At 69.7% G+C, this 25,116-nt stretch carries 29 protein-coding genes and 1 pseudogene; 14 read left to right on the forward strand and 16 right to left on the reverse strand.

The window, feature by feature from the left end; genetic code table 11:
• The first annotated feature begins 33 nt into the window (after positions 1–33).
• The 3 genes from ACH413_RS09470 to ACH413_RS09480 are packed head-to-tail and all read left to right on the forward strand — an operon-like array spanning position 34 to position 2,393.
• Positions 34–789, forward strand: a complete 756-nt coding sequence (locus ACH413_RS09470; protein ID WP_360032705.1) for a GntR family transcriptional regulator — start codon at positions 34–36, stop codon at positions 787–789.
• On the forward strand, positions 786–2,096 hold the full coding sequence (locus tag ACH413_RS09475) for a PTS transporter subunit EIIC (protein WP_360032702.1): 1,311 nt from the start codon (positions 786–788) through the stop codon (positions 2,094–2,096). Before ACH413_RS09470 ends, ACH413_RS09475 begins: the two co-directional genes overlap by 4 nt.
• A gap of 30 nt (positions 2,097–2,126) precedes the next feature.
• Positions 2,127–2,393 carry an HPr family phosphocarrier protein gene (locus tag ACH413_RS09480; protein ID WP_319973703.1) on the forward strand — a complete coding sequence of 89 codons (267 nt, stop codon included), beginning with the start codon at positions 2,127–2,129 and terminating at the stop codon, positions 2,391–2,393.
• 198 nt (positions 2,394–2,591) lie between these two features.
• Here the strand turns inward: ACH413_RS09480 and ACH413_RS09485 are convergent.
• Positions 2,592–3,083, reverse strand: a pseudogene (locus ACH413_RS09485) (phosphatase PAP2 family protein); the annotation flags it as partial.
• 102 nt (positions 3,084–3,185) lie between these two features.
• Here ACH413_RS09485 and ACH413_RS09490 point away from each other — a divergent pair.
• The 4 genes from ACH413_RS09490 to ACH413_RS09505 are packed head-to-tail and all read left to right on the forward strand — an operon-like array spanning position 3,186 to position 6,445.
• Positions 3,186–3,860 carry a response regulator transcription factor gene (locus ACH413_RS09490; RefSeq protein WP_360032700.1) on the forward strand — a complete coding sequence of 225 codons (675 nt, stop codon included), beginning with the start codon at positions 3,186–3,188 and terminating at the stop codon, positions 3,858–3,860.
• A 43-nt stretch (positions 3,861–3,903) separates the two neighbouring features.
• The gene (locus ACH413_RS09495) at positions 3,904–5,214 is read left to right on the forward strand and encodes a HAMP domain-containing sensor histidine kinase (RefSeq protein ID WP_360033811.1); all 1,311 of its coding nucleotides are present in this window, start codon (positions 3,904–3,906) and stop codon (positions 5,212–5,214) included.
• Positions 5,211–5,606 carry a hypothetical protein gene (locus ACH413_RS09500; RefSeq protein WP_360032697.1) on the forward strand — a complete coding sequence of 132 codons (396 nt, stop codon included), beginning with the start codon at positions 5,211–5,213 and terminating at the stop codon, positions 5,604–5,606. The genes ACH413_RS09495 and ACH413_RS09500 overlap by 4 nt, the downstream gene beginning before the upstream one ends.
• 14 nt (positions 5,607–5,620) lie before the next feature.
• On the forward strand, positions 5,621–6,445 hold the full coding sequence (locus ACH413_RS09505; protein WP_360032694.1) for a MarR family transcriptional regulator: 825 nt from the start codon (positions 5,621–5,623) through the stop codon (positions 6,443–6,445).
• Between the two features lie 2 nt (positions 6,446–6,447).
• Here the strand turns inward: ACH413_RS09505 and ACH413_RS09510 are convergent, their stop codons facing one another.
• The 8 genes from ACH413_RS09510 to ACH413_RS09545 all read right to left on the reverse strand — a co-directional run bounded on the left by ACH413_RS09510 (position 6,448) and on the right by ACH413_RS09545 (position 13,629).
• On the reverse strand, positions 6,448–6,942 hold the full coding sequence (locus ACH413_RS09510; protein ID WP_360032691.1) for a DUF6985 domain-containing protein: 495 nt from the start codon (positions 6,940–6,942) through the stop codon (positions 6,448–6,450).
• A gap of 199 nt (positions 6,943–7,141) precedes the next feature.
• Positions 7,142–7,960: a shikimate dehydrogenase gene (locus ACH413_RS09515; RefSeq protein WP_360032688.1), complete on the reverse strand. Its 819-nt coding sequence runs from the start codon at positions 7,958–7,960 to the stop codon at positions 7,142–7,144.
• A gap of 2 nt (positions 7,961–7,962) precedes the next feature.
• Positions 7,963–9,183 carry an endolytic transglycosylase MltG gene (gene mltG, locus ACH413_RS09520; RefSeq protein ID WP_360032686.1) on the reverse strand — a complete coding sequence of 407 codons (1,221 nt, stop codon included), beginning with the start codon at positions 9,181–9,183 and terminating at the stop codon, positions 7,963–7,965.
• Positions 9,180–9,668 (reverse strand): Holliday junction resolvase RuvX, encoded by a 489-nt coding sequence (ruvX, locus tag ACH413_RS09525; RefSeq protein ID WP_360032683.1) that lies wholly within the window; start codon positions 9,666–9,668, stop codon positions 9,180–9,182. The genes mltG and ruvX overlap by 4 nt, the downstream gene beginning before the upstream one ends.
• On the reverse strand, positions 9,655–12,324 hold the full coding sequence (gene alaS / locus ACH413_RS09530; RefSeq protein ID WP_360032680.1) for an alanine--tRNA ligase: 2,670 nt from the start codon (positions 12,322–12,324) through the stop codon (positions 9,655–9,657). Before alaS ends, ruvX begins: the two co-directional genes overlap by 14 nt.
• 58 nt (positions 12,325–12,382) lie before the next feature.
• Entirely contained in the window at positions 12,383–12,652 is a 270-nt protein-coding gene (locus ACH413_RS09535) for a hypothetical protein (RefSeq protein ID WP_093588095.1), read from the reverse strand.
• Positions 12,649–13,041, reverse strand: a complete 393-nt coding sequence (locus ACH413_RS09540; protein WP_093588096.1) for a DUF948 domain-containing protein — start codon at positions 13,039–13,041, stop codon at positions 12,649–12,651. Before ACH413_RS09540 ends, ACH413_RS09535 begins: the two co-directional genes overlap by 4 nt.
• 93 nt (positions 13,042–13,134) lie before the next feature.
• A complete protein-coding gene (locus ACH413_RS09545; protein ID WP_360032677.1) occupies positions 13,135–13,629 on the reverse strand; it encodes a DinB family protein in 495 nt (164 codons plus the stop codon).
• A gap of 152 nt (positions 13,630–13,781) precedes the next feature.
• Here ACH413_RS09545 and ACH413_RS09550 point away from each other — a divergent pair, with 152 nt between their 5' ends.
• Positions 13,782–14,360 (forward strand): GNAT family N-acetyltransferase, encoded by a 579-nt coding sequence (locus ACH413_RS09550; protein WP_360032674.1) that lies wholly within the window; start codon positions 13,782–13,784, stop codon positions 14,358–14,360.
• Here ACH413_RS09550 and ACH413_RS09555 read toward each other — a convergent pair.
• The 6 genes from ACH413_RS09555 to ACH413_RS09580 form a co-directional block, all read right to left on the reverse strand.
• The gene (locus ACH413_RS09555) at positions 14,357–14,992 is read right to left on the reverse strand and encodes a maleylpyruvate isomerase N-terminal domain-containing protein (protein ID WP_360032671.1); all 636 of its coding nucleotides are present in this window, start codon (positions 14,990–14,992) and stop codon (positions 14,357–14,359) included. The genes ACH413_RS09550 and ACH413_RS09555 overlap by 4 nt on opposite strands.
• A gap of 10 nt (positions 14,993–15,002) precedes the next feature.
• Positions 15,003–15,476, reverse strand: coding sequence for a DUF6346 domain-containing protein (locus ACH413_RS09560; RefSeq protein WP_360032668.1), 474 nt, complete (start codon positions 15,474–15,476; stop codon positions 15,003–15,005).
• The gene (locus ACH413_RS09565) at positions 15,473–16,333 is read right to left on the reverse strand and encodes a hypothetical protein (protein WP_360032665.1); all 861 of its coding nucleotides are present in this window, start codon (positions 16,331–16,333) and stop codon (positions 15,473–15,475) included. Before ACH413_RS09565 ends, ACH413_RS09560 begins: the two co-directional genes overlap by 4 nt.
• Positions 16,330–16,632, reverse strand: coding sequence for a hypothetical protein (locus ACH413_RS09570; RefSeq protein WP_360032662.1), 303 nt, complete (start codon positions 16,630–16,632; stop codon positions 16,330–16,332). Before ACH413_RS09570 ends, ACH413_RS09565 begins: the two co-directional genes overlap by 4 nt.
• On the reverse strand, positions 16,629–17,126 hold the full coding sequence (locus tag ACH413_RS09575; RefSeq protein WP_360032659.1) for a YbaB/EbfC family nucleoid-associated protein: 498 nt from the start codon (positions 17,124–17,126) through the stop codon (positions 16,629–16,631). Before ACH413_RS09575 ends, ACH413_RS09570 begins: the two co-directional genes overlap by 4 nt.
• A 72-nt stretch (positions 17,127–17,198) precedes the next feature.
• Positions 17,199–18,548, reverse strand: coding sequence for a replication-associated recombination protein A (locus ACH413_RS09580; protein ID WP_360032656.1), 1,350 nt, complete (start codon positions 18,546–18,548; stop codon positions 17,199–17,201).
• Positions 18,549–18,585: 37 nt separating this feature from the next.
• Between ACH413_RS09580 and ACH413_RS09585 the strand changes: the two genes are divergently transcribed.
• The 6 genes from ACH413_RS09585 (at position 18,586) to ACH413_RS09610 (ending at position 24,106) form a co-directional block, all read left to right on the forward strand.
• Entirely contained in the window at positions 18,586–19,164 is a 579-nt protein-coding gene (locus tag ACH413_RS09585) for a uridine kinase (RefSeq protein WP_360032653.1), read from the forward strand.
• A 70-nt stretch (positions 19,165–19,234) separates the two neighbouring features.
• Positions 19,235–20,242: a hypothetical protein gene (locus ACH413_RS09590; RefSeq protein WP_360032650.1), complete on the forward strand. Its 1,008-nt coding sequence runs from the start codon at positions 19,235–19,237 to the stop codon at positions 20,240–20,242.
• On the forward strand, positions 20,229–20,828 hold the full coding sequence (locus ACH413_RS09595; RefSeq protein ID WP_360032647.1) for a DUF4129 domain-containing protein: 600 nt from the start codon (positions 20,229–20,231) through the stop codon (positions 20,826–20,828). The genes ACH413_RS09590 and ACH413_RS09595 overlap by 14 nt, the downstream gene beginning before the upstream one ends.
• The gene (locus ACH413_RS09600) at positions 20,825–21,856 is read left to right on the forward strand and encodes a DUF4350 domain-containing protein (protein WP_360032644.1); all 1,032 of its coding nucleotides are present in this window, start codon (positions 20,825–20,827) and stop codon (positions 21,854–21,856) included. Before ACH413_RS09595 ends, ACH413_RS09600 begins: the two co-directional genes overlap by 4 nt.
• On the forward strand, positions 21,853–22,815 hold the full coding sequence (locus ACH413_RS09605; protein ID WP_319973276.1) for a MoxR family ATPase: 963 nt from the start codon (positions 21,853–21,855) through the stop codon (positions 22,813–22,815). The genes ACH413_RS09600 and ACH413_RS09605 overlap by 4 nt, the downstream gene beginning before the upstream one ends.
• 1 nt (position 22,816) lies before the next feature.
• Positions 22,817–24,106, forward strand: coding sequence for a DUF58 domain-containing protein (locus tag ACH413_RS09610; RefSeq protein WP_360032641.1), 1,290 nt, complete (start codon positions 22,817–22,819; stop codon positions 24,104–24,106).
• On the opposite strand, the gene ACH413_RS09615 is transcribed toward ACH413_RS09610, so the two are convergent.
• Complete coding sequence (locus tag ACH413_RS09615) at positions 24,103–25,110, reverse strand: stage II sporulation protein M (protein WP_360032638.1); 1,008 nt, start codon at positions 25,108–25,110, stop codon at positions 24,103–24,105. The genes ACH413_RS09610 and ACH413_RS09615 overlap by 4 nt on opposite strands.
• Positions 25,111–25,116: the final 6 nt, after the last annotated feature.

Here is a 25,116-nt window from a genome sequence, read left to right on the forward strand (position 1 = left end):
GAAAGTACCACTAGCGACGAGGGAGGTGACCGAGTGAACGAGATCGTGGACGGGCCCAAGCCCAAGCACGCGCAGTTGCGCGAGATCCTGCGACGGCTGGCCGAACAGGAACTCGCTCCCGGCTCACCCATTCCGTCGGAGCGCGACCTCGCCGAGCGGTACGGAGTCTCTCGCATCACCGTGCGGGCCGCAGTCGGCCAACTGGTCGCGGAAGGCCTGCTCACCAGGGCCAAGGGCCGTGGGACGTTCACCGCCAAGCGGCGCTACGACCTGCAGCTCTTCCTGGCCTCGTTCACCTCGGACATGAAGGCGCGCGGGGTCGAACCCAGCACCGAGGTGATCAGCTGCGCCCAGGCGGCACCCGGCTCGAAGGCCTCGCTGGGCCTGGAGGCCGACGAGTACGCGTACCGCGTCGTGCGGCTGCGCAAGGCCGACGGGGCACCGTTGGCGCTCGAAGCCGGCTGGTACAGCCCGCACATGCTGCCCGAGCTCGACCGATGTGACCTGACCGGATCGATCTACGAGATCATCGCGACCCGGTACGGAATTCAGCTGGACCACGCGCGGCAGACCGTGTGGGCCGAGACCGCCGACGCGGAGACCGCGAAGGCGCTCGACGTCCGCAAGGGCAGCCCGCTCCTCGTTTTCAGGAGGGTCGCCAGCTCCGACGGGCGGCCCTGCGAAGACGTGACCTCCTGGTACCGGGGCGATCTCTACCAGGTGACCATGCAACTGGACCGGACCGTCCCGGGTTCCGGACCTAACTCCGCCAAGGGAGGTACCACATGAGCGCCAGCGCCCCAGAGGCGACAGGCGGTCGCGGGTTCAAGGGCCTGGCCGGTATGCAGCGATTCGGCCGCAGCCTGATGCTGCCGATCGCCTCACTGCCCGCCGCCGCGATTCTTCTGCGTTTCGGTCAGCCTGACCTGCTCGGCAAGGACGGCCTGGGCTGGAACAAGGTCGCCGCCGTCATCGGCGGTGCGGGCGACGCCCTGTTCAGCAACCTGCCGTTGCTGTTCGCCGTGGGTGTGGCCATCGGTTTCGCCCGCCGGGGCGACGGCTCGACCGCACTCTCCGCCGTGGTCGGTTTCGTCGTCACCCAGGCCGTGTTCAAGGCCATGTCGCCGATGGTGCTTCCTCTCGCCGAGGATCCCGCCAAGCAGGAGCAGATCAACTACTCGGTGCTCACCGGCATCGTGGTCGGCCTGATCTCCGCCGTTCTGTGGCAGAAGTACCACCGCATCAAGCTGCCGCCGTACCTGGCGTTCTTCGGTGGCCGTCGCTTCGTGCCGATCATCGTCGCGGCCGTCATGATCCCGGTCGCGGTCCTCATGGGCCTCATCTACCCGTGGTTCGACAAGGGCCTGACCGCGGTCGGCGAGGCCGTCTCGGGCAGCACGATCCTCGGCGCGGGCGTCTACGGCGTCATCAACCGCCTGCTCATCCCGCTGGGTCTGCACCACATCCCGAACACGTTCATGTGGCAGGTCTTCGGCGAGTACCAGGCGGACGGTGCCACCAAGACCGGTGACATCCCGAGGTTCTTCGCGGGCGACCCCACCGCGGGCACGTTCATGAGCGGCTTCTTCCCGATCTTCATGTTCGCGCTCCCCGCGGCCGCGCTGGCGATCATCCACACCGCCAAGCCGTCGCAGAAGAAGATCATCGCCGGCATCATGGGCTCGGCGGCCCTCACCTCGTTCATCACGGGTGTCACCGAGCCGCTCGAGTTCGCGTTCATGTTCGTCGCGTGGCCGCTGTACGTCATCCACGCGTTCCTCACCGGCACATCGCTGGCGATCACCAACGCGCTGGGTGTGCACGACGGCTTCGGCTTCTCGGCGGGTGTGATCGACTACCTGCTCAACTTCAACATCGCGACGAGGCCGTTGCTGATCATCCCGATCGGTCTTGTCTACGCGGCGATCTACTACTTCCTGTTCCGCTTCGTCATCACCAAGTGGAACCTGAAGACGCCCGGCCGCGAAGATGACGAGTCGCCGGAGGCCGACGAGAGCGTCGTCGGCAGCAGCGGTGACACCGCTGTGCGCGAGACTGCGGTGCGCGAAAGGCGCGCCACGAACGAACAGCAGTAAGCACAACCAGTACTACCGGGAGGAACCATCATGGCCGAGCGACGGGTCACCGTGGCCAGCAAGGTCGGACTGCACGCCCGGCCTGCCGCACTGCTGGCGAAGGCCGCCGCCGACCAGCCGGTGACGGTCACCATCAGCAAGGACGGCGGCGAAGCCGTTGACGCGGCGAGTGTCCTGGGACTCATGACCCTGGGCGCTATGCATGGTGACGAGGTGGTGCTCAGCGCCGACGGGGACGGAGCGGATGCCGCTCTGGACGCCATCGCCGAACTGATCGCCACCGATCACGACGAGTGAGCCGGGTCGTGAGTGGTCTCGGTCGCCCCGATGGCCGAGACCACTCACGACCCACCCGAAGTGCAGCACTACACCCGCGGTCACGACGCCGGCCAAGGTCGACGGCGTGGCCTGCGGGTAGCTCACCATCAGCCAGACCCCGCCCACGGCCAGCACGGGCGGCACGAGAAGACCAGCGGTCCACTTGCGCAGCAACAGGAACGCGAGTGTCGAGACCAGCAGCGCCGCGCCGAGCGTGTCGCTGAACCGGTGCCAGCCGAGCGACACCGTCTCCGCCGCGACCGCCCCCGCGCCGATCGCCCCCGGAATCGCCACTACCAGCGCGAACCGCTTGGGCACGGCCATCGTCACCGCGATCACCGACGCCACCGCGGCCGTCGTGTGTCCACTCGGGAAGCTGTTGTGCACCAGCACGGCGTCGTCGTCCAGCGGCGGCCGCACCAGCACGTAGAGCTTCAGCACCTGCGCGCCCAGCACCGAGCCGCCGAGCAGCAGCAACGGTGTCAGCGACTTCTTGCGCGCGAAGAGGATCACGAGGACAGCGGCGACGAGGATCGCCATGTCCACGTTGGACGCCCACGAGCGTTGCAGTGACAGCTCGGGCAACGCGGCGTTCTCCGCCTTCTGCCCGAACGACGTCCACACCAGCGCGAAGTACGTGAAGAGGAATCCCAGCAAGCTTCCGGCCATGACTTCGAGATTCCGCGAGCCGCTCTATGGGAACGTGCACGGCATGTCATGGTTCCGCTACAGAACCGGCGCGGGTGCCGTCTCCTGCCGATAATGGATCTCGTGGCGATGGTCTTGCTGGTCGAGGACGACCCCTCCGTGCGTGAAGGACTCGGACTGGCGTTGCGCCGGCAGGGACACGACGTGCGGGCGGCGGAGACAGGCGAGGAAGGCGTCGCCCGGCTGCGCGAGTCCCGTCCCGACATCGTGGTCCTGGACATCATGCTGCCGGGCATCGACGGCTTCGAGACGTGCCGCCGGATGCGCACGCACGCCGAGGTGCCGATCATCATGCTCACCGCGCGCGGCGACGACTTCGACGTGGTCGCGGGCCTGGAGGCGGGCGCGGACGACTACGTGGTCAAGCCCGTCGAACCGCGCGTCCTGGAGGCCCGCATCCGCGCCGTGCTGCGGCGGACCGTCGCGGAGCCGTCCAGCCTCGAACGCCACGGCTCGCTGGTGATCGATCGGGCAGGCCTGCAGGTGCTCAAGAACGACGTGAAGGTCGCGCTGACCCCGACCGAGCTGAAGCTCCTGCTCGAACTCTCCCGCACCCCCGGCCGCGTGCTGACCCGCCAGCAGATCCTCGAAGCCGTCTGGGAGCACGACTACCTCGGCGACTCTCGGCTCGTCGACGCGTGCGTGCAGCGGTTGCGCGCGAAGATCGAGGACGTGCCGTCCGACCCCGGCTACGTCCACACCGTGCGCGGCTTCGGTTACCGCTTCGGCCCGCGATGAGGTCGTGGTGAGGTCACTGCTCAGGGGCCTGCGCCCGAGGCTGATGGCGGCGTTCCTGCTGCTGACGGTGCTGGGCGCGGTGGGAGCCGCGGGCGCCTCCTACGCGACCGCCCGCACGTTGCTGCTGGCGGACGCGCAGGACAACTTCATGAACCCGCTCGTGCAGGACGTCCGCGACTACGCGCCCCGGCTGACCGTGCCGCCGGCGCAGCAGGACCTGGACGAGTTCGGCACGTACCTGCGCGGTTCGGCGGTGGTGCTGTACGAGGGCCTGCGTTCCACCACCGGCCCCGATCCGGCGTTCATCCCCGCCGAGATGCGCGAGATGCTCAAGACGAGCAGGACGACCCTCTGGCAGCGCCGCACGGACCTGACCGACCCGTACGTCGTCATCGGCATCCCGCTGCTGCGCGCGGACGGCAATCCGACCGGCGTGGAGGTGTGGGCGCTGCTGTACCTGAGGGGCCCGCAGACCGCCATCGACAGCTTCTCGACCGCCGCCTGGGTGGGCGTCAGCCTGGTCCTGCCCCTGGCCCTGGGGCTCGCGCTCTTCACCGCCCGCGGCGTCCTGCGCCCCGTCCGCCGGCTCGGCACCGCGGCCCGCGCGCTGGGCTCCGGACGGCTGGACACCCGTGTCGACGAACGCGGCTCCGACGAACTCGCCGACCTGGCACGGACGTTCAACCGCGCCGCCGAACAGCTGGAGGCCTCCCAGGCCGCGTCCCGCCGGTTCGTCGCCGACGTGTCCCACGAGCTCCGCACGCCGCTGACCGCGATGAACGCCGTGACCGCGGTCCTGGACGAGGACGCGGACACGTTGCCGCCCGACACGGCCGTCGCGGCCAGGCTGGTGTCGGCCGAGACGCGCAAGCTCACCCGCCTGGTCAACGACCTGATGGAGATCTCCCGCTTCGACGAGGGCCGCAACCTGCTGGAACTGGACGACTGGGACATCAGCACGGCCGTCCGCGACACCCTGGCCGCCCGCGGCTGGGCCACGTCCGTCCAGGCCTCGCTGCCCGAGGGCGTGGTGGGCCGGGTGGACCGCCGCCGCCTGGACGTCATCGTGGCCAATCTCGTGGGCAACGCGCTCAAGCACGGCGGCGTGCCGGTGCGTGTGACCGTGCGGCCTGGTGTCATCGAGGTGTCCGACCACGGCCCCGGTATCTCTCCCGAGGCCCTGCCCCACATCTTCGACCGCTTCTACAAGGCAGACACGGCCCGCTCCCGTTCCGAGGGCAGCGGACTGGGATTGGCGATCGCATGGGAGAACGCACGCCTGCACGGCGGCACCATCGAAGCGGCCAACGCGCCCTCCGGTGGCGCGGTCTTCACCTTGCGCTTGCCCTGGTGACCCTCACGGCCTGCGGCATCCGCCCGACCTCGATCCTCACCGGGGCCGAGGCGCCGACGGTGTCCTCGCACTCGGTGACCATCTACCTGGTGAACCCGGATGGGGACGGCCTGGTGCGCCGGACCCGCGAGTACACCGGCACCCTCGACATCACGACGGCCATGAACCTGCTGCTGGCCGGGCTCACCGACGAGGAGAAGAAGCTCGGCCTGACGAGCGAGCTGCCCACCACGTCGGCCAAGGCGATCGCCGTGCAGAACGTGATCGTGATGCCGCAGGGGGTCGAGCCGCCGTCGTCCAAGTGGGCGGTGTTCCAGGTGCACTGCACGGCGCTGGCGAGCCGCGCGAAGGTGGCGGGCGTGGAGTCGCTCCCCGACGAGAACTGCCCGTAGGCATGAGGGAGACCATGGCTCACACCGCCCGTCGCCTGTTCGAGCTCCTGGAGCCGATCTGCCTGGTGACCTTCTTCGCCGCCGAGTGCGGCGAGGAGCTGGCCGCGCTCGGCCACCGCACCTACTGGGACGGCTACTTCGCGAGCCGGGCCGCGCCGCTGGGACGGGTGCCGGCGGAGGTCGTGCACGCCGCGTTCTACAACTTCGCCGACGGAGAGGCCGCACGGCACATCCCGAGCGCGTGGGAGACGATTCCGCCCGAGGCGTCGCTCGCCGCACGGGAACGGGGCAGCGCGGCCTCCCTGCGGCGGATCCTCGGCGACCTGGCCGACTCCCCCGGTCTGGTGCGCGCCGCCGACCTGACCACCAAGGCCGCGACGAGCGCGCCCACGGTCGGCCGGGTGATGTACGCCGGGATGCGCACGGTCCCGGTGCCCAGCGACCCCGTCGCCCGGCTGTGGCACTCCGCGACCATGCTGCGCGAGCACCGCGGTGACGGGCACATCGCCGCTCTCGTCGGCGCGCGGATCGGCGGCACCGAGGCGCACGTGCTCTCGGCGCTGGCGATGGGCGTCCACCCGGCGGAGACGTTCGGGCGCATCCACCACCTGCCGAAGAAGCGACTGGCCGCGGTGATGGACGGCTTGCGCGAGCGTGGTCTCATCGACGCCGAGGGCCACTTCACCGACGCCGGTCGCGAGACCCAGCAAGGCATCGAGTCCCTCACCGACGAACTCGCCGCGGCGCCCTACGACGCCCTCTCCCCCGCCGAACTGGACGAGCTGGTCACCGAACTCGACCCCATCAGCGCGAAGCTGGCCGCCGCGGGATCGAAGTGACGTCAACGCTCGTAGAGCACATCCCGGTCGTTGGTGAGATGACCGTCGTACGGCCCGACCTTCGTCACGCGCGCGCCGTCGCGGAACACGACCTGCAGCCCGTGCTCCACTTCCCACTCGCACTCGGCCTCTAGAGAGATGTAGACCGGCCCGCCGCCGTGGTCACGTTGCACGGTGACCTCGTGGCCCGCGAACGAGACGTGGTTCCAGACCTCGGCGGGCCCGGCGATGCGGGGGAAGTCGTCCAGTTCGTCGCCGAAGACCTCGCCCATGTGCCGGTAGTAGTCGAAGACACCGGGCGCCGCCGCCTCCAGCGCCGTGCCGTCCAACGCCAGGAAGGCGCGAATGGCGGCGTGGAAGTCGTCCGGCGCCGGGTCGTCGGTGTAGCCGTCCAGGTGGAACGGCAGCGCGACACCGATCACCGGCACCGGGATCGGCGCGCTGACCAGGCTTTCGTACTCGTTCTCGACCACGGTGCCGAGTCCGGGGATCTCCACCGGGTCATCCTAGGAAAAAGGCGGGACGCAGCGGCGGCCGTAGGCCGTGCGTCCCACCGACCGGCCCTCCCAAGGTGAGGAACACCGGCATGCGATGGCTGCGGCCGAGTGGCACATCGTCCACAGCCAGCGAGTCAGCCGTAGGCAATCACAGGCCTCGCGCACGCCGGAATCGAACAGCCGAAGATCAAGACGAAAGTTACGCGCGCGCGGCGAGGGCGGCGTCGAGCGCCGACCGCATGACGTCCTGCGGCGCGGGCTTCCCGGTGAACTGCTCCACCTGCCCGAAAGCCTGATGCAGCAACATGTCCAGCCCGGTGGCCAGTCGCGCCCCGGAGACCTCCACGGCCGCGGCAACGGGCGTGGGCCACGGGTGGTAGATCACGTCCAGCACGTAGGGCGCACGGGCCAGGTCGGCGGCCAGCGGCACGGTGGCCTCGGCGGGCACCGTCGACACGACGACGTCCGACGCACCGGCCAGCACAGCCAGGTCCACAGAGGACAGTTCCAGGACCTCGACGGTGACGCCGACCCTGGACGCGGTCTCCAGAGCCTCGCCCGCACGCGAGGGATCGCGCACCACAAGGGAAGCGGAGGTGATGCCGAGCGCGGCGAACCCGGCCAGCGCGGCCGTCGCCGTGCCACCGGCACCCAGCACGACGCCGTGCGTGCCGCCGGAGAAACCCTTCTCCCGCAGCGCACCCACCACACCGTCCACATCGGTGCAGTCGGCGTGCCACCCGGAACCGTTGCGCACCAGCGTGTTCGCCGCCCCCACCGCCGAAGCACGCGGGGTCACGACGGACGCGAACGCCAGCGCGGCACGTTTGGTCGGCATCGTGCAGGACAGGCCGACCCACTCCGGTCCCAGCGAGGCGACCAGAGCGGGAACCTCAGCCTCGGAGCACTCCAGGCGGGTGTACTCCCAGTCGAGGCCCAGCGCGGCGTACGCGGCGTTGTGCAGCACCGGGGACAGGGAGTGCTCGATCGGCGAACCGATCACCGCGGCCTTGCGCACCACTAGTAGATGCCGTCCTTCTGAGCCTTCTGGTCGTTCGCGTTGTGCTCTTCGAACGTGGTCGCGAAGCACGACGTACCGTCCGTCTGGCACTTCACGAAGTACAGGATGTCGCCGCCCTCCGGCTTGATCGCGGCGGCGATCGCCTGCTGCGACGGCGAGCCGATCGGGGTCGGCGTCAGGTTCTGGTTGATGTAGGTGTTGTACGGCCCCTGCGCCTCGCGGTCCGCGTCGGACGTGCGGATGTGGGGCTGGTTGTTCTTGTAGTTGATGGTCGAGTCGAACTGCAACGCCATCGGCTTCTTGATGCGGTTGTAGATGACCTGCGAGACCTTCGCGAAGTCCTTCTCGATGGCCTCCTTCTCGATCAACGAGGCGATGACCAGCACCTCGTAGGGACGGAAGCCGGTGTTCATGGTGCCGCCGGGGATGCCGGCACCCTGCAGCTTCTGCGAGGAGGACACGATGATGCCGCGCAGCAGCTCGACCGCGCTGACACCCGGTTTGACCTGGTAGACGCCGCGCATGATCAGGCCTTCGAGGCGGTACTGCGGCTCGGCGCGCTTCACGTCGGCCAGCGCCCAGTCCGGCACGCCGAGGGCGACCGGGTCGGTCTGCTCGGCCGCGGCCTTGATCTCGTCGCCGGTCAGGCAGACCTTCGCGCCGTCCTTCTCCGTGCAGCTCGCGTCGGCCAGCAGGGAGTAGATGCCCTTGACGGTCTTGCCGTTGGCCTGGATGTCGGTGAGCTTGAGGCCACCGACGACCTGGACGGCCGGGACGCGCGTCTTCGGGTCGATCATGCGGGCCACCGCGTTCTGGCCCGACATCTTCGTCTTCATCAGGTAGAAGCCCGGCTGGATCGACGTCACGCGGGCGTCGGTCTTGCTGGCCTCGATGAAGGCGCGCGCGGAGGCGATGACGCCGTTGTCGTACAGGGTCGACGCGATCTTGCTGACCACGTCGCCGTCCTGGACCTCGACGATGGCGTCGGCCTCGCCGGTACCCGCGAAGTCCTCGAACGAGCCGATGCCGCGCAGCTCCTTGTAGCCGTAGTAGGCGCCGCCCATGCCGACGGCGAGGATCAGCGCCACGACGAGCCAGAGGACCGTCTTCTTGCGCTTCTTCGCCTTGGCACGGGCGTTGTCCCGGCTGCGGTCACGCTTCAGCGGGCGTCGCTCGTCCGCTTCGGGGTCGGTGAACAACCCGAGATCGTCGCCGCTCACACCTCGTCCTTTCGGGCGGACACAACCCGTGCCCGTGCGTCCAGCCAAGACTGAAGGATCTCGACAGCGGCGGCCTGGTCGACCACGGCACGCTGCTTCTTGCCCTTCACACCGCGCTGTGCCAGCACTCGGCTCACCACAACCGTCGTCAGTCGTTCGTCGCTGAGCCGTACCGGCACCGGGGCGATGCGATCGGCCAGGGCCGCAGCGTACGCGGAAGCCGACTCCGCTGCGGGGCCGTGCCGACCGGCCAATGTCTTCGGTAAGCCGACCACGACCTCTACGACGTCATGTTCGGCCACGAGACGTACGAGCTCGGTGAGGTCCGAGCCGCGCTTCTCGTCACGCTGCAGGGTAACCAGCGGAGTGGCGAGAAATGCCGATGGATCGCTGAGGGAAATTCCCACGCGAACCGATCCGACGTCGACGCCGAGCCTCCGACCGAGGCCCGGGTCGCCGACATCAGTGGAATCAGCGCTGTTCAAGCACCTTGTCCAGTTCGTTGGTGAGGTTCGTGATGGCCTCGGGGACACCGGCCGGGTTCGTGCCGCCGCCCTGGGCCAGGTCCGGCTTGCCGCCACCGCGGGCGGCGATGGCCGGGCCGAACACCGGGACGAGCTTGCCGGCGGCGAGACCCAGGTCGCGAGCGGCGGCCGTGGTGGCCACCACGAAGCTGACCTTGTCGCCGTCGACCGAGAACAGGGCCACCACACCGGGCTTGCTGCCCAGGCGGTTGCGGACCTCGCCACCGAGGGTGCGCAGGTCGTTGCCCGACACGCCCTCCAGGCCCAGGGCCACGAGCGACAGCCCGCGGATGTCCAGAGCCTTGTCGGCCAGAGCGCCGGCGTTGCCCAGCAACTCGGCGGCGCGGACCTTCTCGAGCTCCTTCTCGGCGGACTTCAGGCGCTCGACCAGCGACTCGATCCGCTCGGGCAGACCCTCGGAGCCGACCTTGAGCATGTCGGAGAGGTTCTGCACGATGGCACGTTCCTTGGCCAGGAACCGCATGGCCTCGATGCCGACGTAGGCCTCCAGGCGGCGCACGCCGGAACCGACCGACGACTCACCCAGCAGGGTGATCGGGCCGATCTGCGACGAGTGCTCGACGTGGGTGCCACCGCACAGCTCGCGGGACCACTCGCCACCGATCTCGATGACGCGGACGGTCTCGTCGTAGGTCTCGCCGAACAGGGCGACGGCACCCAGCTCCTGGGCACCGGCCATGTCGGTGTAGACGATGCTGACCGGCAGGTCGCGGCGCACGGCGAGGTTCGAGACCTCTTCGATCTCGCTCTTGGCCTCGGCGGACAGGCCACCGGTCCAGGCGAAGTCGAGCCGCAGGTAGCCGGGCTTGTTGTACGAACCGCTCTGCAGGGCCGACGGGCCGAGCACGTGGCGCAGGGCGGCGTGCACGACGTGCGTGCCCGAGTGGCCCTGACGGGCGCCGACGCGCCACTCCGGGTCGACGCGGGCCTCGACGTGCTCGCCCTCGCTGACCTCACCGGACTTGACGCGCACCTGGTGCACCCACAGCTTGCGAGCGACCTTCTGCACGTCGAGCACTTCCAGCTCGGCGTTGGCCGTGACGATCGTGCCGGCGTCGGACTCCTGGCCACCGGACTCGGCGTAGAGCGGCGTGCGGTCGAGGACGACCTCGACGATGTCGCCTTCCTTGGCCGACTTCACCCGAGCGCCGTTCAGCACGATGCCGCGCAGCGTGGCCTCGGAGGCGAGCTCGGTGTAGCCGGTGAACTCGGTCGGGCCCTGCTCCAGCAGCTCGCGGTACACCGACTGGTCGCCGTGGCCGGTCTTCTTGCCGGCGGCGTCGGCCTTGGCGCGGGCGCGCTGCTCGGCCATCAACTTGCGGAACCCGTCCTCGTCCACGGACAGGCCGGCCTCGGAGGCCATCTCCAGCGTGAGGTCGATCGGGAAGCCGTACGTGTCGTGCAGCTGGAAGGCCTTGTCACCGGGCAGCGTGGCGCGGCCGTCGGACTTCACCTCGGCGGCGGCGCCCTCGAAGATCCGCGAACCGGCGTCGAGCGTGCGCAGGAACGTGTCCTCCTCGGCCTTGAGCACCTGCTGGATGCGGGCGAACCCGCTGACCAGCTCGGGGTAGGCCTCGCCCATCGAGTCGCGGACGACCTCGGCGAACTGCTGCAGCACCGGCTCGTTGATGCCGAGCAGGCGTGACGAGCGGACGATGCGGCGCAGCAGGCGGCGCAGCACGTAGCCGCGGGCCTCGTTGCCGGGCGTGACGCCGTCGCCGACCAGCAGCACACCGCTGCGGGCGTGGTCGGCGATGACGCGGAAGCGGACGTCGTCGACCTCGTTGGCGCCGTACTTGCGGCCGGAGAGCTCCTCGGCCCTGGTGATGACGGCGCGGACCAGGTCGGTCTCGTAGACGTTGTCGACGCCCTGCAGCAGGTAGGCGACGCGCTCGACGCCCATGCCGGTGTCGATGTTCTTCGACGGCAGCTCACCGATGACGGGGTAGTCCTTCTTGGCACCACCCTCGCCGCGGATGTTCTGCATGAAGACGAGGTTCCAGATCTCGAGGTACCTGTCCTCGTCGACTACCGGGCCGCCCTCCTTGCCGTACTCGGGGCCGCGGTCGAAGTAGATCTCCGAGCACGGGCCGCACGGGCCGGGGACGCCCATCGACCAGAAGTTGTCCTCGACGCCGCGGCGCTGGATGCGCTCCAGCGGCATGCCGGCGACCTTCTGCCACAGCTCGATGGCCTCGTCGTCGGTCTCGTAGACGGTGACCCAGATGCGCTCGGGGTCGAAGCCGTAGCCGCCGGCCTCCTGGGAGTTGGTGATCAGCTCCCAGGCCAGCCGGATGGCGTCTTCCTTGAAGTAGTCGCCGAGCGAGAAGTTGCCGGCCATCTGGAAGAACGTGAGGTGGCGGGTGGTCTTGCCGACCTCGTCGATGTCGGGGGTGCGCACGCACTTCTGGATGCTCGTCATCCGCGGGGCGGGCGGCGGGGCCTCACCGAGGAAGTACGGCTTGAACGGCACCATGCCGGCGTTGACGAACAGCAGGTTGGGGTCGTCGAGCAGCAGCGAGGCGCTGGGGATGTACTTGTGCCCGGCCTTCTCGAAGTGCTCGCGGAAACGCTTGATGATCTCGTGGGTCTGCACGGGAAGTTCCTTGTGTGTTGCTGGGGACTGTCAGGGCACGGTCGTGAGGCGAACGGTGTCAGTGCTTCCCGTTCGCCCTGGGCGCTCGGCGCCCCGGCGTGAATCCCGTCTGACGTTCCACGGTGTCCTGCAACTCCTGTTCCCGTTCGGCCATTCCCGCGCGCACCTCGGCCCCGAAGGAACCGATGGCGCCGGCGAGTTCGCGCAGGCCTTCACCCACGTTAGTGCCGATACCGGCCGGAGTCGCCTGCTTTGCGACCTCGGCGGCCTTCTTCGCGGCGAACAGCCCCGCCGCGGCGCCCAGACCGAACCAGAAGAGGCGGCTCACTTGGCACCCCGCTTCGGGCGGCGCTTGGCGTGCTTGTTCGGCTGCTCCGCGGCCTTGCGACGGGCCTTGACGGCCTTGCTCACGCCGTAGGACAGCGCGGCGGCCTTGACCAGCGGGCCGCCGAGCGTGGCGGTGAACAGGCTGGTGAGCGCGGAGACGTTGCCGGTGACGGCGCGCGCGTTGGCCGTGATGCCGTCGACGCGCTCAAGCTGCGTGTTCACGTGCGTGAGCGTCGTGTTGGCCTCGACGAACAACGGGTCCGTGTTCTCGTGGGCCTTGCGCATCGCGACCGTGGCCTCGTCGAAGAAACGCGCCGCCTTGATCGCCACGATCCCCACGATGAGCACGAGCAGCACGAAGGCACCGGCGGCGAGCCACCCTGGCGACACGGATCCTCCTGGTGAACAGGCGTTCGGGCTTGGTTGCGGGTGAGATTACCGGGTAGGTCCGACACCCGACCGAGGGGCACCAGTTGTTGATCTTCAACGACCGGTGGCGCCGTCGATCTGCTCGCGGATGATGTCGGCGTGGCCCGCGTGCCGGGCGGTCTCGGTGGTCATGTGCGCGAGTACCCACCGCAGTGTTTTCCGCACGCCCTCGACCGGGGTCACCATCAGCGCCTCGGGATCGCCGGCGGCCTCGATCGCCCCGTCGCTGCCGGCGATCGCCGCGCGGTAGTCCGCGATCACGGTCGCCACGTCGCGCTCGGCGGGCACGGTCATGCCGAACTCGGTGTCCTCGGACCACTCGGCGCCCGCGAGGTGGTAGCCGAACCAGTAGTGCTCGGCCTCGGCCAGGTGCTGGATCAGGCCGAGGATCGACGTGCCGCTGGCGACCATCGGCCGCCGCAGCTCCTCGTCGGTCAACCCCTCCGCCTTCTTGAGCACGCAGTGGCGCTGGAACTTCAGGAACTCGTGGGCGACGGCGAGTTCGCCCGTGTCGACGCGCGGCACCGGCTCGCGCTGGGTCTCCGGCATGGCGGTCAACCTACGCATCACCAATTGGAACGGACCACTCATTGACTCACTGCCGTCACAGCCTGTGAAATACCCGTCACACAGGGCTTGACAGCTCGGTCCTGCACAGCGTGAAGTTAGGCCACCCTAAGTTGACCCGTGCAGGAGGCCCAGTGAAGCCGGTGTCCCACCTGGACTCCTATCGGCCCCAGATCACGGCGGGCCCTCCTCCCGTTCCGGACCTGTCGATGCCGTGGGACGCCCGCGTCGCCCGTGCGGACGGCTACGACCTGCACCTCGTGCACCGCTGGAACCAGGCACCGCACGTGGCGGCGTTCTGGCGGCAGGCGTGGACGTTGCCGCAGTGGGAACGCCGCCTCGAGGAGCAACTGGCGGGCGACGACGACCGGCCGGTGCTGATCAGCTGGCACGGCCGCCCGGTGATCTACGCCGAGGTCTACCGCGCGGCCAGACGCCCCGTCGCCCGTTGCTATCAGGCCCGGCCGCACGACCTCGGGCTGAACCTCGCGGTCGGCGACCTGGCGATGACCGACCGCGGACTCGTGCGGTCGCTGCTCCCCCGGCTCACCGACGCGTTGTTCGAGGCCGACCCGCACTGCACCCGCATCGTCGTGGAACCGGACGTGCGCAACACCCGCGCCATCAGGTCGTTCGAGGCGGGCGGGTTCGTGGCCGCGGACGAGATCATGCTGCCGGGCAAGCTCGCGCTGCTGATGGTCTGCCGTCGTTAGAAGGCAGTGATGTCCTGCGGTGCGCGTTCCTTGCGGCTGAGCGCGCGCACCACGTCGATGGCTCGGTGCTTGTTGAGCGACATGCGGGTCAGCAGGTCGATGACGGTCTCGTTGACGGGTCGCGGGAACTCGGGCGTCTCCAGCCCGACGCTCACCGCGAGGTCGTCGGAGTGCACGACGAACTCCATCAGGCGACTGACCAGGTACTCGTCCAGCGGCACCGCCCACGGCCCCCAGTGCGGCATCCGGACGCCCCGGTTGTCCATGCCCGGCAACGTCTTCGCGAGCTCGTCGACGGTCTGCTCGAACCGGTCGCACAGGGCCGCGTGCCCCTCCGCCGCCAGCTTCTCGCCGCCCGCGCGGATGCGGGTGTGGAACTCGGAGTCGACGTCCAGGTCGGTCCACTTCGCGCGCTCGTAGTGCTCCATCAGGCTGACGACCGGCTCGTCGCCGGCCGGGGTCCCGATCATGCCCGGCAACGGCAGGGCCTGGTAGGCGACGTGCCCGGCGAGGCCGCTGACCCCGAACTCCGGCAGGGCGCTGGGCTGGTCCCAGTTCTCCGCGACCTGCCGGTGGCGCAGGAGGTCCAGTGCGATGCGGGCGGTGGTCAGGAAGTCTTCTCTGATCGTCACCTCGCCGAAGCTACGCGATCCCGCCCGATCGCCCGACGGAATTCTCCGCGATGTGCTTGCGGCTCAACGACCACAGCATCGCGGCCATCAGCACGACCCAGCCGATGACGGTCCCGGCCAGCGTGAGCGGCGCGAGGTTCGGGTAGCGCTTGGAGTCGGAGTCGGCCACCAGGTCCCGGCCGTTGTGCGTCGTCGCGACCGGAACCGGGACGCCGATGTGCTCCGGGGTGAGGAAACCCCGTGACTTCATGGTGCGCGGCGGGCCGCCCCGCGCGCTCACGTCGACCTGGCAGATGTACCAGGCCTTGAAGCCACCGGTCAGCGTGATCGGGTCCTGCCGCTCGCACGACCTCGCCACCCCGACGAGGGTGCTGGTGCCGCCGGCCTCGATCTGGTCGCCCAGGTGGGTCCAGACCGTGGCAGCCGTGAGGTACCCGAGCGGCGGCATCACGAAGAACACGAACAGAAATCCGAGGAGCTTCATCCACCCTGCTTCTGTTCCGGCTCTGAGTCGAACAGGTTGCCCGACTGACTGTCGAACACCTTGCCCGCCTCCTTGCCCAGATCGACACCCAGCTTCGGCACGGAGTCGGCGGGCGCGGACTTCACGCCGTCCACGACGTGCTTCTTCGCCTCGCTCACCCCGTGCTTCAGCGCGTCCAGGTCGGTGGCCTTGCTCGTGATGGCGTTGGCCACGGAGAAGTTCGTCGCGCCGGTCCGCACGCCCTTGGAGAGCTTGGTCAGCGCGTTCATGGCGCCCTGGAAGACGTTCTCCAGCTTGCTGAACAGGCCGGTGGCGTTGCTGAACGCCTTGGACAGCTTCTTGCACCAGCCCAGGGCCTTGTTCGCGTACTTGACGGCCGTCGCGGTGCATTCGGCGATCGCGCCCGCGACACCCGCGCCGGTCGCGACCGAGCCGTACGTGTCCGCCTTGTCGACACCGAACCGCTCGTACGCCCGGAACTCCTCGCCGGTCCACTGGCCGCTGTCGGTCTTCACCCACTGCCGGAGGTCGGTGGAGACCTGTTCGACGTGGTTGGCGATGTTGCCCCACGTCTTGGACATCGAGTCGAGTTGTTCCTGGTCACCGGTGAGCCAGTCGAGCGGCTCCCGCAGGAACGGCACGTGCTCGACCAGCCAGCCGAAGCCCGCGCCGGCCAGGCCGGCGAGTGGGTCCGCCAGGAAGCCCGCCACGCCCATCGCGCCGCCGGCCGCGTTCATCAGGCCCTCGGCCCAGTTGCCCTGGCTGATGGCGGAGAACGTCTCGGCGGCGTCGTGCGCGAGCCCCAGGCCCTCGGTCGCCTTGGTCGCCTCGCCCTCGACTTTCAGCGGGTTCGTCATTTCCGGTGCATCCCGTCGAGGTTCGAGGCCTGGACCTGTTCGTTCGACCTGATGTGCGACGCCATGCCGGCGAACTCGCGGTAGTGCTCGACCGCCGAGTCCGCGGCCTTCTCGATGGCGTTGGCCGCCAGGGCCGACGCGCCCGCGCAGATGCCCGCGAGCGGCATGCCCAGCAGGCCGAACGCCGTCGCGTCCATGGTCGCGTTCGCGGACGTGACCGCGGTGTTGATGCGGGCGCCGACGTCGTCGAGCTTGCCCAGGTGCGCCTTCATCTCGGCTTCGTCGCTGGCGTGGTTCATCGCAGGTACCCGCCGTCGCCGAAGTCCTCGTCCTCCTCGGGCGGACGGGGTGCGCGGGGCGGGCGCGGGATCGGCGGGTGGTCGTCCTCGATCTGGCCGAGCCCGGACTGCGGCGGACCCCACGACGGACGTTCCGGCTCGGCGGGCGGCTGGGCGCTGCGGAGCTTGTCCATCATCATGTGCATCGCCTCGGAGTCCGCGCCCATCAACGGCGTCATGGCCTCCCGCACCGTCGACGCGACGCGCCCCTGCGCGGCCTGCACGACCCGCAGCACCTCGCGGCCGACCGCGTCGCCGTCCTTGCGCTGCAGGGCGTTGCCCAGCCGGAGGTCCACCAGGTTGCCGGCGTCGTTGACGGTCACCGAGATCTGACCGTCCGCACTGCGTTCGGTGACCTGCAACGTCGCGAGCGTCTCGCGGATCGCGTCGCTGCGGCGTTGCGCCTCGGCGAGCGTCCCCTCGTAGGTCGCGAGGATCTGGTCAGGATCGGTCATCGTCGCCCCCGGTGTACGCGCAATCACCCAACGCGACCGGATATTAGTCCGAACAGAGCAACTCCACGCGATCTACTCGCCTCGGATCACCCGGCGCAGCCGAGGAAGCCGTTCCGCCACAGCGCGTTCGTTGCCGCGCCCGGTCGGCTCGTAGTAGTCGCGCCCCACCAGGTCGTCCGGCGCGTACTGCTGCGTCAGCACGCCTTCCGGCACGTCGTGCGGGTACCGGTACCCCTGCGCGTTGCCCAGCTTCGCCGCGCCCGCGTAGTGGCCGTCGCGCAGATGTGCCGGCACGGAACCGATGGCGCCCTTGCGGACGTCCTCGATGGCGGCGTAGATCGCGGTGGTGACGGCGTTCGACTTCGGCGCGGTGGCGAGGTGGATCGTGGCCTGCGCGAGGTTCAGGGTGCACTCGGGCAGGCCGATGAGCTGCACGGCCTGCGCCGCCGCCACGCACGTCTGCAGCGCCGTCGGGTCGGCCATGCCGACGTCCTCGCTGGCGTGGATCACCAGCCGCCGCGCGATGAAGCGCGGGTCCTCCCCCGCCTCGATCATGCGCGCGAGGTAGTGCAGGGCCGCGTCGACGTCCGAGCCGCGGATCGACTTGATGAACGCCGACGTCACGTCGTAGTGCTGGTCGCCGTCGCGGTCGTAGCGGACCGCCGCCTTGTCCACAGTGGACTCCAGCAGCGACAGCGTGATCACGCCCTCGTTGGACGCCAGCGCCGAGTCCGCCGCCGCCTCCAGGGCCGTGAGCGAGCGGCGGGCGTCGCCACCGGCCAGGCGGATCAGGTGGTCCTCGGCGTCGGGTTCCAGCACGACGGAACCGCCCAGGCCGCGTTCGTCGGACACCGCGCGCTTGATGACCGAACGCACGCCGTCGTCGGTCAACGACTTGAGCTGCAACACGAGCGAACGCGACAGCAAGGGCGACACGACCGAGAAGAACGGGTTCTCGGTGGTCGCCGCGACGAGCAGCACGATCCGGTCCTCGACCGCGCCGAGCAGGGCGTCCTGCTGAGTCTTGGAGAACCGGTGCACCTCGTCGATGAACAGCACGGTCGACTCGCCGGAGCGGACCAGGCGGCGCCGGGCCTCGTCGATGACCGACCGCACCTCCTTGACCCCGGCGGACAGGGCCGAGAGCGCGACGAACCGGCGTCCGGTCGCCTTCGACACCAGCGTCGCGAGGGTCGTCTTGCCGGTGCCGGGAGGGCCGTAGAGCATCACGGACGCCGGCGTGGCGCCCTCGACCAGGCGGCGCAGCGGCGCGCCCGGCCCGAGCAGGTGGTCCTGGCCGACGACCTCGTCCAGCGTGACCGGACGCATCCGCACGGCCAGCGGGGCGTTGGCCGCGATGCGCTCGGCCTTCTCCTCGTCGGACGCGCCGAAGAGGCCCTCGTCGAACAGACCTTCGCTCATGCGTTCGAGCGTAGGTCATGTGCGAGGATCGCGTTCCGTGCCCATCCCTCGTGCCGTGCTGCTCGCCGGACCCTCCGGCTCAGGCAAGTCGACACTCGCCGCCCACCTCGGCTGGCCGGTCCTGCGCCTGGACGACTTCTACCGCGACGGCGACGACCCGCTGCTGCCCCGTGACGAGCACGGCAGGGCCGACTGGGACGACATCGGCTCGTGGAACGCGGACAAGGCTCTCCAGGCGATCATCGAGCTGTCGGACACGGGCCGGGTCGAGGCGCCGGTCTACTCGATCAGCGAGGACCGCGCGGTCGGCACGCAGACGATCGAGCTCGGCGACGCGCCCGCGTTCATCGCGGAGGGGCTGTTCGCGGACCTGCTGGTCCAGGGCGCGCGGGAGGCCGGGGTGCTGCGAGACGCGATCGTGCTCGCGCCGAGTCCGCCCGTCACGTTCGTGCGCCGGTTCGCCCGCGACGTCGCGGAGGCCCGCAAGCCGGTGCCGACGCTGGTCAGGCGCGGGTTGCGGCTGATGCGCGAACAACCGCAGGTGATCAAACGCTGCGTCAGCGCGGGCATGCGGCGCACGACACCGGCCAAGGCGCGGACCGAGCTCGTTTCGTGATCAGGTTGCCGGGTGGCGGTGGGCCTGATCTGGCAGGATGCCGCTCACACCACGACCGGGGGTAGCCGAGATGTCCGAAACGCCCGGCTGGTCCTCACCGGACCAGCCATCGAACCAGCCGCAGCAGCCGGGGCAGCAGCCGCCACCGCAGTACGGCCAGCCCGGCGGCTACAACGCCCCTCCGCCGCCCGGAGCGGGTCCGACGATCAAGCCCGGTGTGATCCCGCTGCGCCCGCTGGCGGTCGGTGAGATCGTCGACGGCGCCATCACGACGATGCGCCGCTACCCGAAGCTGATCATCGGCGCGGCCGCCGTCGTCGCCGCGGTCACGCAGATCGTCGGCCTGCTGGTGCAGCTGCCGTTCCTGGACGACCTCACCGCCGTCGTGACGCTCGACCCGAACTCGGTGACGCAGGAACAGGCGATCGACCAGTTCACCAGCGCCATCACCGGTTTCCTGACCGGCACGCTGCTCAGCGTCTTCCTGCTGCTGCTCGGCACGGTGTTCCTGTCGGGCTTCATCACCGTCATCGTCGGCCACGCCGTGCTCGGCAAGCCGGTCACGTTCGCGCAGGCCTGGGAGGAGTTCAAGCCCCGGCTGCTCCCGCTGCTCGGCGCGACGCTGCTCTCCGGTCTCGTGATCACCATCGGCCTGGTCCTGTGCATCGTGCCGGGCGTCTGGCTGTGGGTGCTGTTCGCCCTGGTCACGCCCGCGCTGGTGCTGGAGCGCTGCGGTGTCACCGCCGCGTTCGGCCGGTCGAAGAAGCTCGTCGACGGCGCCTGGTGGCGGACGTTCGGCATCCTGCTGCTCACCGTCGTGATCACCATCGTGATCGAGTGGATCATCGGCCTGCCGTTCGGCCTGCTGGGCGCGGCGACGACCGGGTTCTCCTCCGACCCCACGGCGGCGCTGAGCATCGGCTCGCTGATCCTGTCGACCATCGGCGCGATCATCGCCTCGACGATCACGCTGCCGTTCAGCTCCGCGGTGACCGTGCTGCTCTACGTCGACCGCCGGATGCGTTCCGAGGGCATGGACATCGAACTCCAGCGGGCCGCAGGGCATGGCGGTATCTGACGTACCGGTAGATCTCGGCCGCGACGAGGCGAGGGAGGCGGCCGTCCGGGAGCTCAGCGACCCGGCGTACGTCTCCGACGACCCGAACCCGTTGCAACGCGCCCTGAACTGGATCCTCGACCGCCTCGGCGAGCTCTTCGCCGGGGCGGGCGGCATGAGCGGCCTCACCGCGATCGTGATCATCGTGGCCGTGGCGGTGCTGATCGTGATCGTCATCCGGCTCCGCACCGGGCGCACGGGCCGTGCGCTGCGGTCGGGCGACAAGGTGTTCGGTTCGACCGTCCTGACTGCCGCGCAACACCGGGCCGCCGCCGAGAAGGCCGCGGCCGCCGGTGACCTGGCTGAAGCCGTGCGCGAACGCTTTCGTGCCGTGGTGCGCGAGTTGGAGCAACGCGGCGTGCTCGACGCACGGGCCGGACGCACCGTGGACGAGGTCGCTTTCGAGGCGGGCCGGGCACTTCCGGTGCTCGCCGACGACCTGCGCGGTGCCGCCGTCCAGTTCGACGACGTCTGGTACGGCGGCAGGCCCGCGACGGTGGAGGGGTACGAGGCGTTGGTCTCCGTGGACGGCAAGGTGCGCGGATGACGGCGGTCTCCCCCGACGCCGGGCGGATCTGGACGGCCGCGCGCGGTCCGTTGCTGATCGGCGTGATCATCCTGTTCACCGCGATCGTGATCACGTTGCTGCGCGGCAGCGGCGAGGGCGGGTCGCTCGACCCCCGCTCGTTCCGGCCGGAGGGCAGTCACGCGGTCGCCGATCTGCTGGAGCAGAACGGGGTGCGCGTCGAGCTCACCGACAACGCGTCCTCTGTGGACGGTGCGACGCTGTTCGTGACGCAGCCGAACCTCATCGACCCGCAGCGGCTCGTGGACCTGAGCGGGCGGGCCGCCGCGACCGTGCTCCTCGCGCCCGCCAGTGCGGTCGGCCGGCTGGAGCCCGAGACGCGGCAGCCGGGCTGTCCGCTGGCGGCCAAGGCGGGTGCGGCGACCACGGGCGGGTTCGTCTACGAGGGCGAACAACGGTGCTACGACTCGACGCTGGTGCGCACCGGCACCGTGACGATGATCGGCTACGGCGGGATCTTCACCAACCGCGACATCGACTCCGAGGGCAACGCGGCGCTCGCGTTGTCGTTGCTGGGCCAGCACGAACGGCTGGTCTGGTACGTGCCGTCGGCGGCGGACAGGTCGCAGCAGAAGTCGCTGACCGACCTGGTCCCGGACGGCTGGAAGTTCGCCGCCCTGCAGCTCGGCGTCGCCGCGGTGCTGATCGCTCTGTGGCGGGCGCGCAGGCTCGGCCGGGTGGTGCCCGAACGGCTTCCGGTCGTGGTGCGCGCCGCCGAGACCGTGGAGGGCCGCGCCCGGCTGTATCGCCGGTCGCACGCCGCCGCACACGCCGCTTCGGTGCTGCGCCAGGCGACTCGGGACCGGTTGGCGCCGCTGCTGGGGGTGCCGGTGGGGGACGATCCGTCCGAGGAGATCGCCCGCAGGACTTCGCGTCCCGTCGCTTCGGTGCGGGCGCTGCTGTACGACGAGGGGTCGGTGGACGACCGGGGGCTGGTCGCGCTGGCAACTGATCTGGACGCTCTGGAGGACGAGGTGCGCAAGGGATGACGGCTGTGGTCACCACCGAGGAAGCCCGCACGGCGCTGGTGGCGTTGCGCGCGGAGATCGGCAAGGCCGTGGTGGGCAACGACGCCGCCGTGACGTCGCTGATCCTCGCGTTGCTGTGCAAGGGACACGTGCTGTTGGAGGGCGTACCGGGCGTCGCGAAGACGTTGCTCGTGCGCGCCCTCGCGCGCGCGTTGGACCTGTCCACGACGCGTGTGCAGTTCACGCCGGACCTGATGCCCGGCGACCTGACGGGGTCGCTGGTCTACGACTCGCACAACGCCGCGTTCTCGTTCCGCGAGGGTCCGGTCTTCACGAACCTGCTGCTCGCCGACGAGATCAACCGGACGCCGCCGAAGACGCAGGCCGCGCTGCTGGAGGCGATGGAGGAACGGCAGGTCTCCGCCGACGGCAAGACCCGGCCGCTGCCCTCGCCGTTCATCGTCGTGGCGACGCAGAACCCGGTGGAGTACGAGGGCACCTACCCGTTGCCCGAGGCGCAGCTGGACCGGTTCCTGCTCAAGGTGACGATGCCGATTCCCGCGCGGGAGCACGAGATCGACGTGCTGACGCGTCACGCGTCCGGCTTCGATCCGCGCGACCTGTCCTCGTTGCAGCCGGTGGCGAGTGCCGCGCACCTGGAGGCCGGTGGGGCGGCCGTGCGCGCGTTGACCGTGGCTCCTGAGGTGATCGCGTACGTCGTGGACGTGTGCCGTGCGACTCGTCAGTCGCCGGCTGTCCGTCTGGGCGTTTCTCCGCGTGGTGCAACGGCTCTGCTCGCCGCCGCACGCGCGTGGGCGTGGCTCTCGGGCCGTGACTACGTGACGCCGGACGACGTGAAGTCGTTGGCCCGTCCTGCCCTGCGGCACCGGCTGGAGTTGCGTCCGGAGGCCGAACTGGAGGGCGTGACGGCGGACGGCGTGCTGGACGGCGTGCTCGGCGCGGTTCAGGTGCCGCGCTGACGTGGCGCTCACGGGTCGCGCGGGCCTGCTCGCGCTCATCGGGGTTCTCGTCGTCGGGCTCCTCTTGCCGTCGTGGCAGGGGATTCTCGTCGTGTTCGCTGTTCTCGTGCTGTGCGTGGCGGCCGACCTGTTGTTGGCTGCCGGCGTTCGGCCATTGACGTTCTCGCGCGCGGGGGCGACCTCTGTTCGCACGGGCGAGTTGTGCTCTGTTCAGCTCACGGTGCACAACCCCGGCCGTCGGCTCCGTGGCGTTCTTCGTGACGCATGGGCGCCCTCTGCCGGTGTGGTCTCCGACCGCGTCGCGGTGGACGTGCCCGCTGGTGGCTCGCGTGTGTTGTCTTTCGAGCTACGGCCTGTGCGTCGCGGGGATCGCACTGCGGACCGTGTGACTGTGCGTTCTCACGGCCCGTTGGGTATCGCGGCACGACAAGGCTCACACGTCGTGCCGTGGACCGTGCGCGCGTTGCCACCGTTCCACAGCCGCCGTCACCTTCCGCCCCTGCTGGAACGTCTGCGTGAACTAGACGGCCGCCGTGCGTCGTTGATCCGTGGCGCCGGCACGGAGTTCGACTCGCTGCGCGCGTATGTCATCGGTGACGACGTGCGTTCTATCGACTGGCGTGCGTCGGCTCGTTCGTCGGACGTGGTGGTGCGCACGTGGCGCCCGGAACGCGACCGTCAGGTGACGATCGTGCTGGACACCGCCCGCACCTCGGCGAGCCGCGTCGAGGGTGCTCTGGGCGGCCTGCCACGTCTGGACACGTCGATGGACGCCGTGTTGTTGTTGTCCGCCTTGGCATCGCAGGCCCGCGACCAGGTCGACTTCCTGGCGTTCAGCCACAAGGTCCGCGCCTCGGTCCCCCGCGCCACGCTGCCGGTCCTGGTGCAGGCCATGGGACCGCTGGAAGCCGAACTGGTCGAGTTCGACGCCCGCGCCGCGGTGGCCGAGGTCCTCCGCCGAGCCGGCCGCCGTTCGCTCGTCGTGCTGCTGACGTCGTTGGAGCCGTCGATCGAGCACGGCTTGTTGCCGCTGCTGCCGACACTGGCCTCACGGCACCACCTGCTGATCGCCTCGGTGTCCGATCCGGCCGTGCACGCGATGGCCGCCGGACGTGGCGACCTGGAGGCCGTCTACCAGGCTGCTGCCGCGGAACGCACTCTGGCCGAACGACGCCGTCTCACCGCGTTGCTCGCACGGCACGGAGTCGACGTCGTCGACGCACTGCCCGATGACCTGCCACGCGCTCTCGCGGACCGCTATCTCTCGTTGAAGGCCGCGGGCAAGCTCTAGACAGCGACGGGCGTGACGTCCTCGCGTTCACTCGCGTCCACGTCGCCCGTCTCGCCCTGCTGCGCGGCCCGCCGTCCGATCACGAAGACGTACAACAGGAACAGCACCTCCGCGACCACGCCGATGCCCACGCGCGCCCACGTCGGCAGGCCGGACGGCGTCACGAACCCTTCCAGCACACCGGAGACCAGCAGCACCACGACCAGTCCGAGCGCCACGGCCACGACCGATCGTCCTTCCGCGGCAAGGGCTTGAGCCCGTGTGCGTTTGCCGGGGTCGATCACCTGCCACCCGAGCCGCATGCCGATGCCCGCCGCCACGAACACGGCCGTGAGCTCCAACAACCCGTGCGGCGCCAACAGTCCGAGGAACAGCTCACCGCGCCCCGCACCGAACATCAGTCCGATGCCCACGGCGACGTTCACGGCGTTGGTGAAGAGCAGGTAGATCGGCGGAATCGCGAACAACACCCCGAGCAACAGGCACGCGGCGGTCATCCACGCGTTGTTGGTCCACACCTTCGCCGCGAACGACCCGGCGGGATCGCTGGAGTAGTAGGACTCGTACCCGCCGCCGACCTTGGTCATCTCGCGCAGTTCGTCGGGCGCGGCGATGGCGGCCTGCACGTCGGGATTGGACGCGATCCACGCGGCGATGATGCCGGTGACCAGGTAGAACGCGACGCCGGCCGGCACCCACCAGCGCCAGCCGAGGTAGATCGCGGCGGGCAGCCGGTGCGTGAAGAAGCGCGTGAAGACCCGCCAGGCCGGGGTGTGCGTGCCCGTCAGCGCCGAGCGGGCCTGTGCGACCAGCGACGACAACCGTTCCACCGTGGCCGGGTCCGGGGTCTGGCTGCGCACGATCGACAGGTGCGTCGTGACGCGCTGGTAGAGCTCGATCAGCTCGTCGGCCTCGGCACCGGTGAGCCGGCCGGAGCGTTTGACCAGCTTCTCGAGCCGCTGCCACGACTCGCGGTGGCGATCGATGAACACGTCCAGATCCACGATGAG

The organism is Lentzea sp. NPDC020367, assembly GCF_044387305.1.
GTDB lineage: Bacteria > Actinomycetota > Actinomycetes > Mycobacteriales > Pseudonocardiaceae > Lentzea.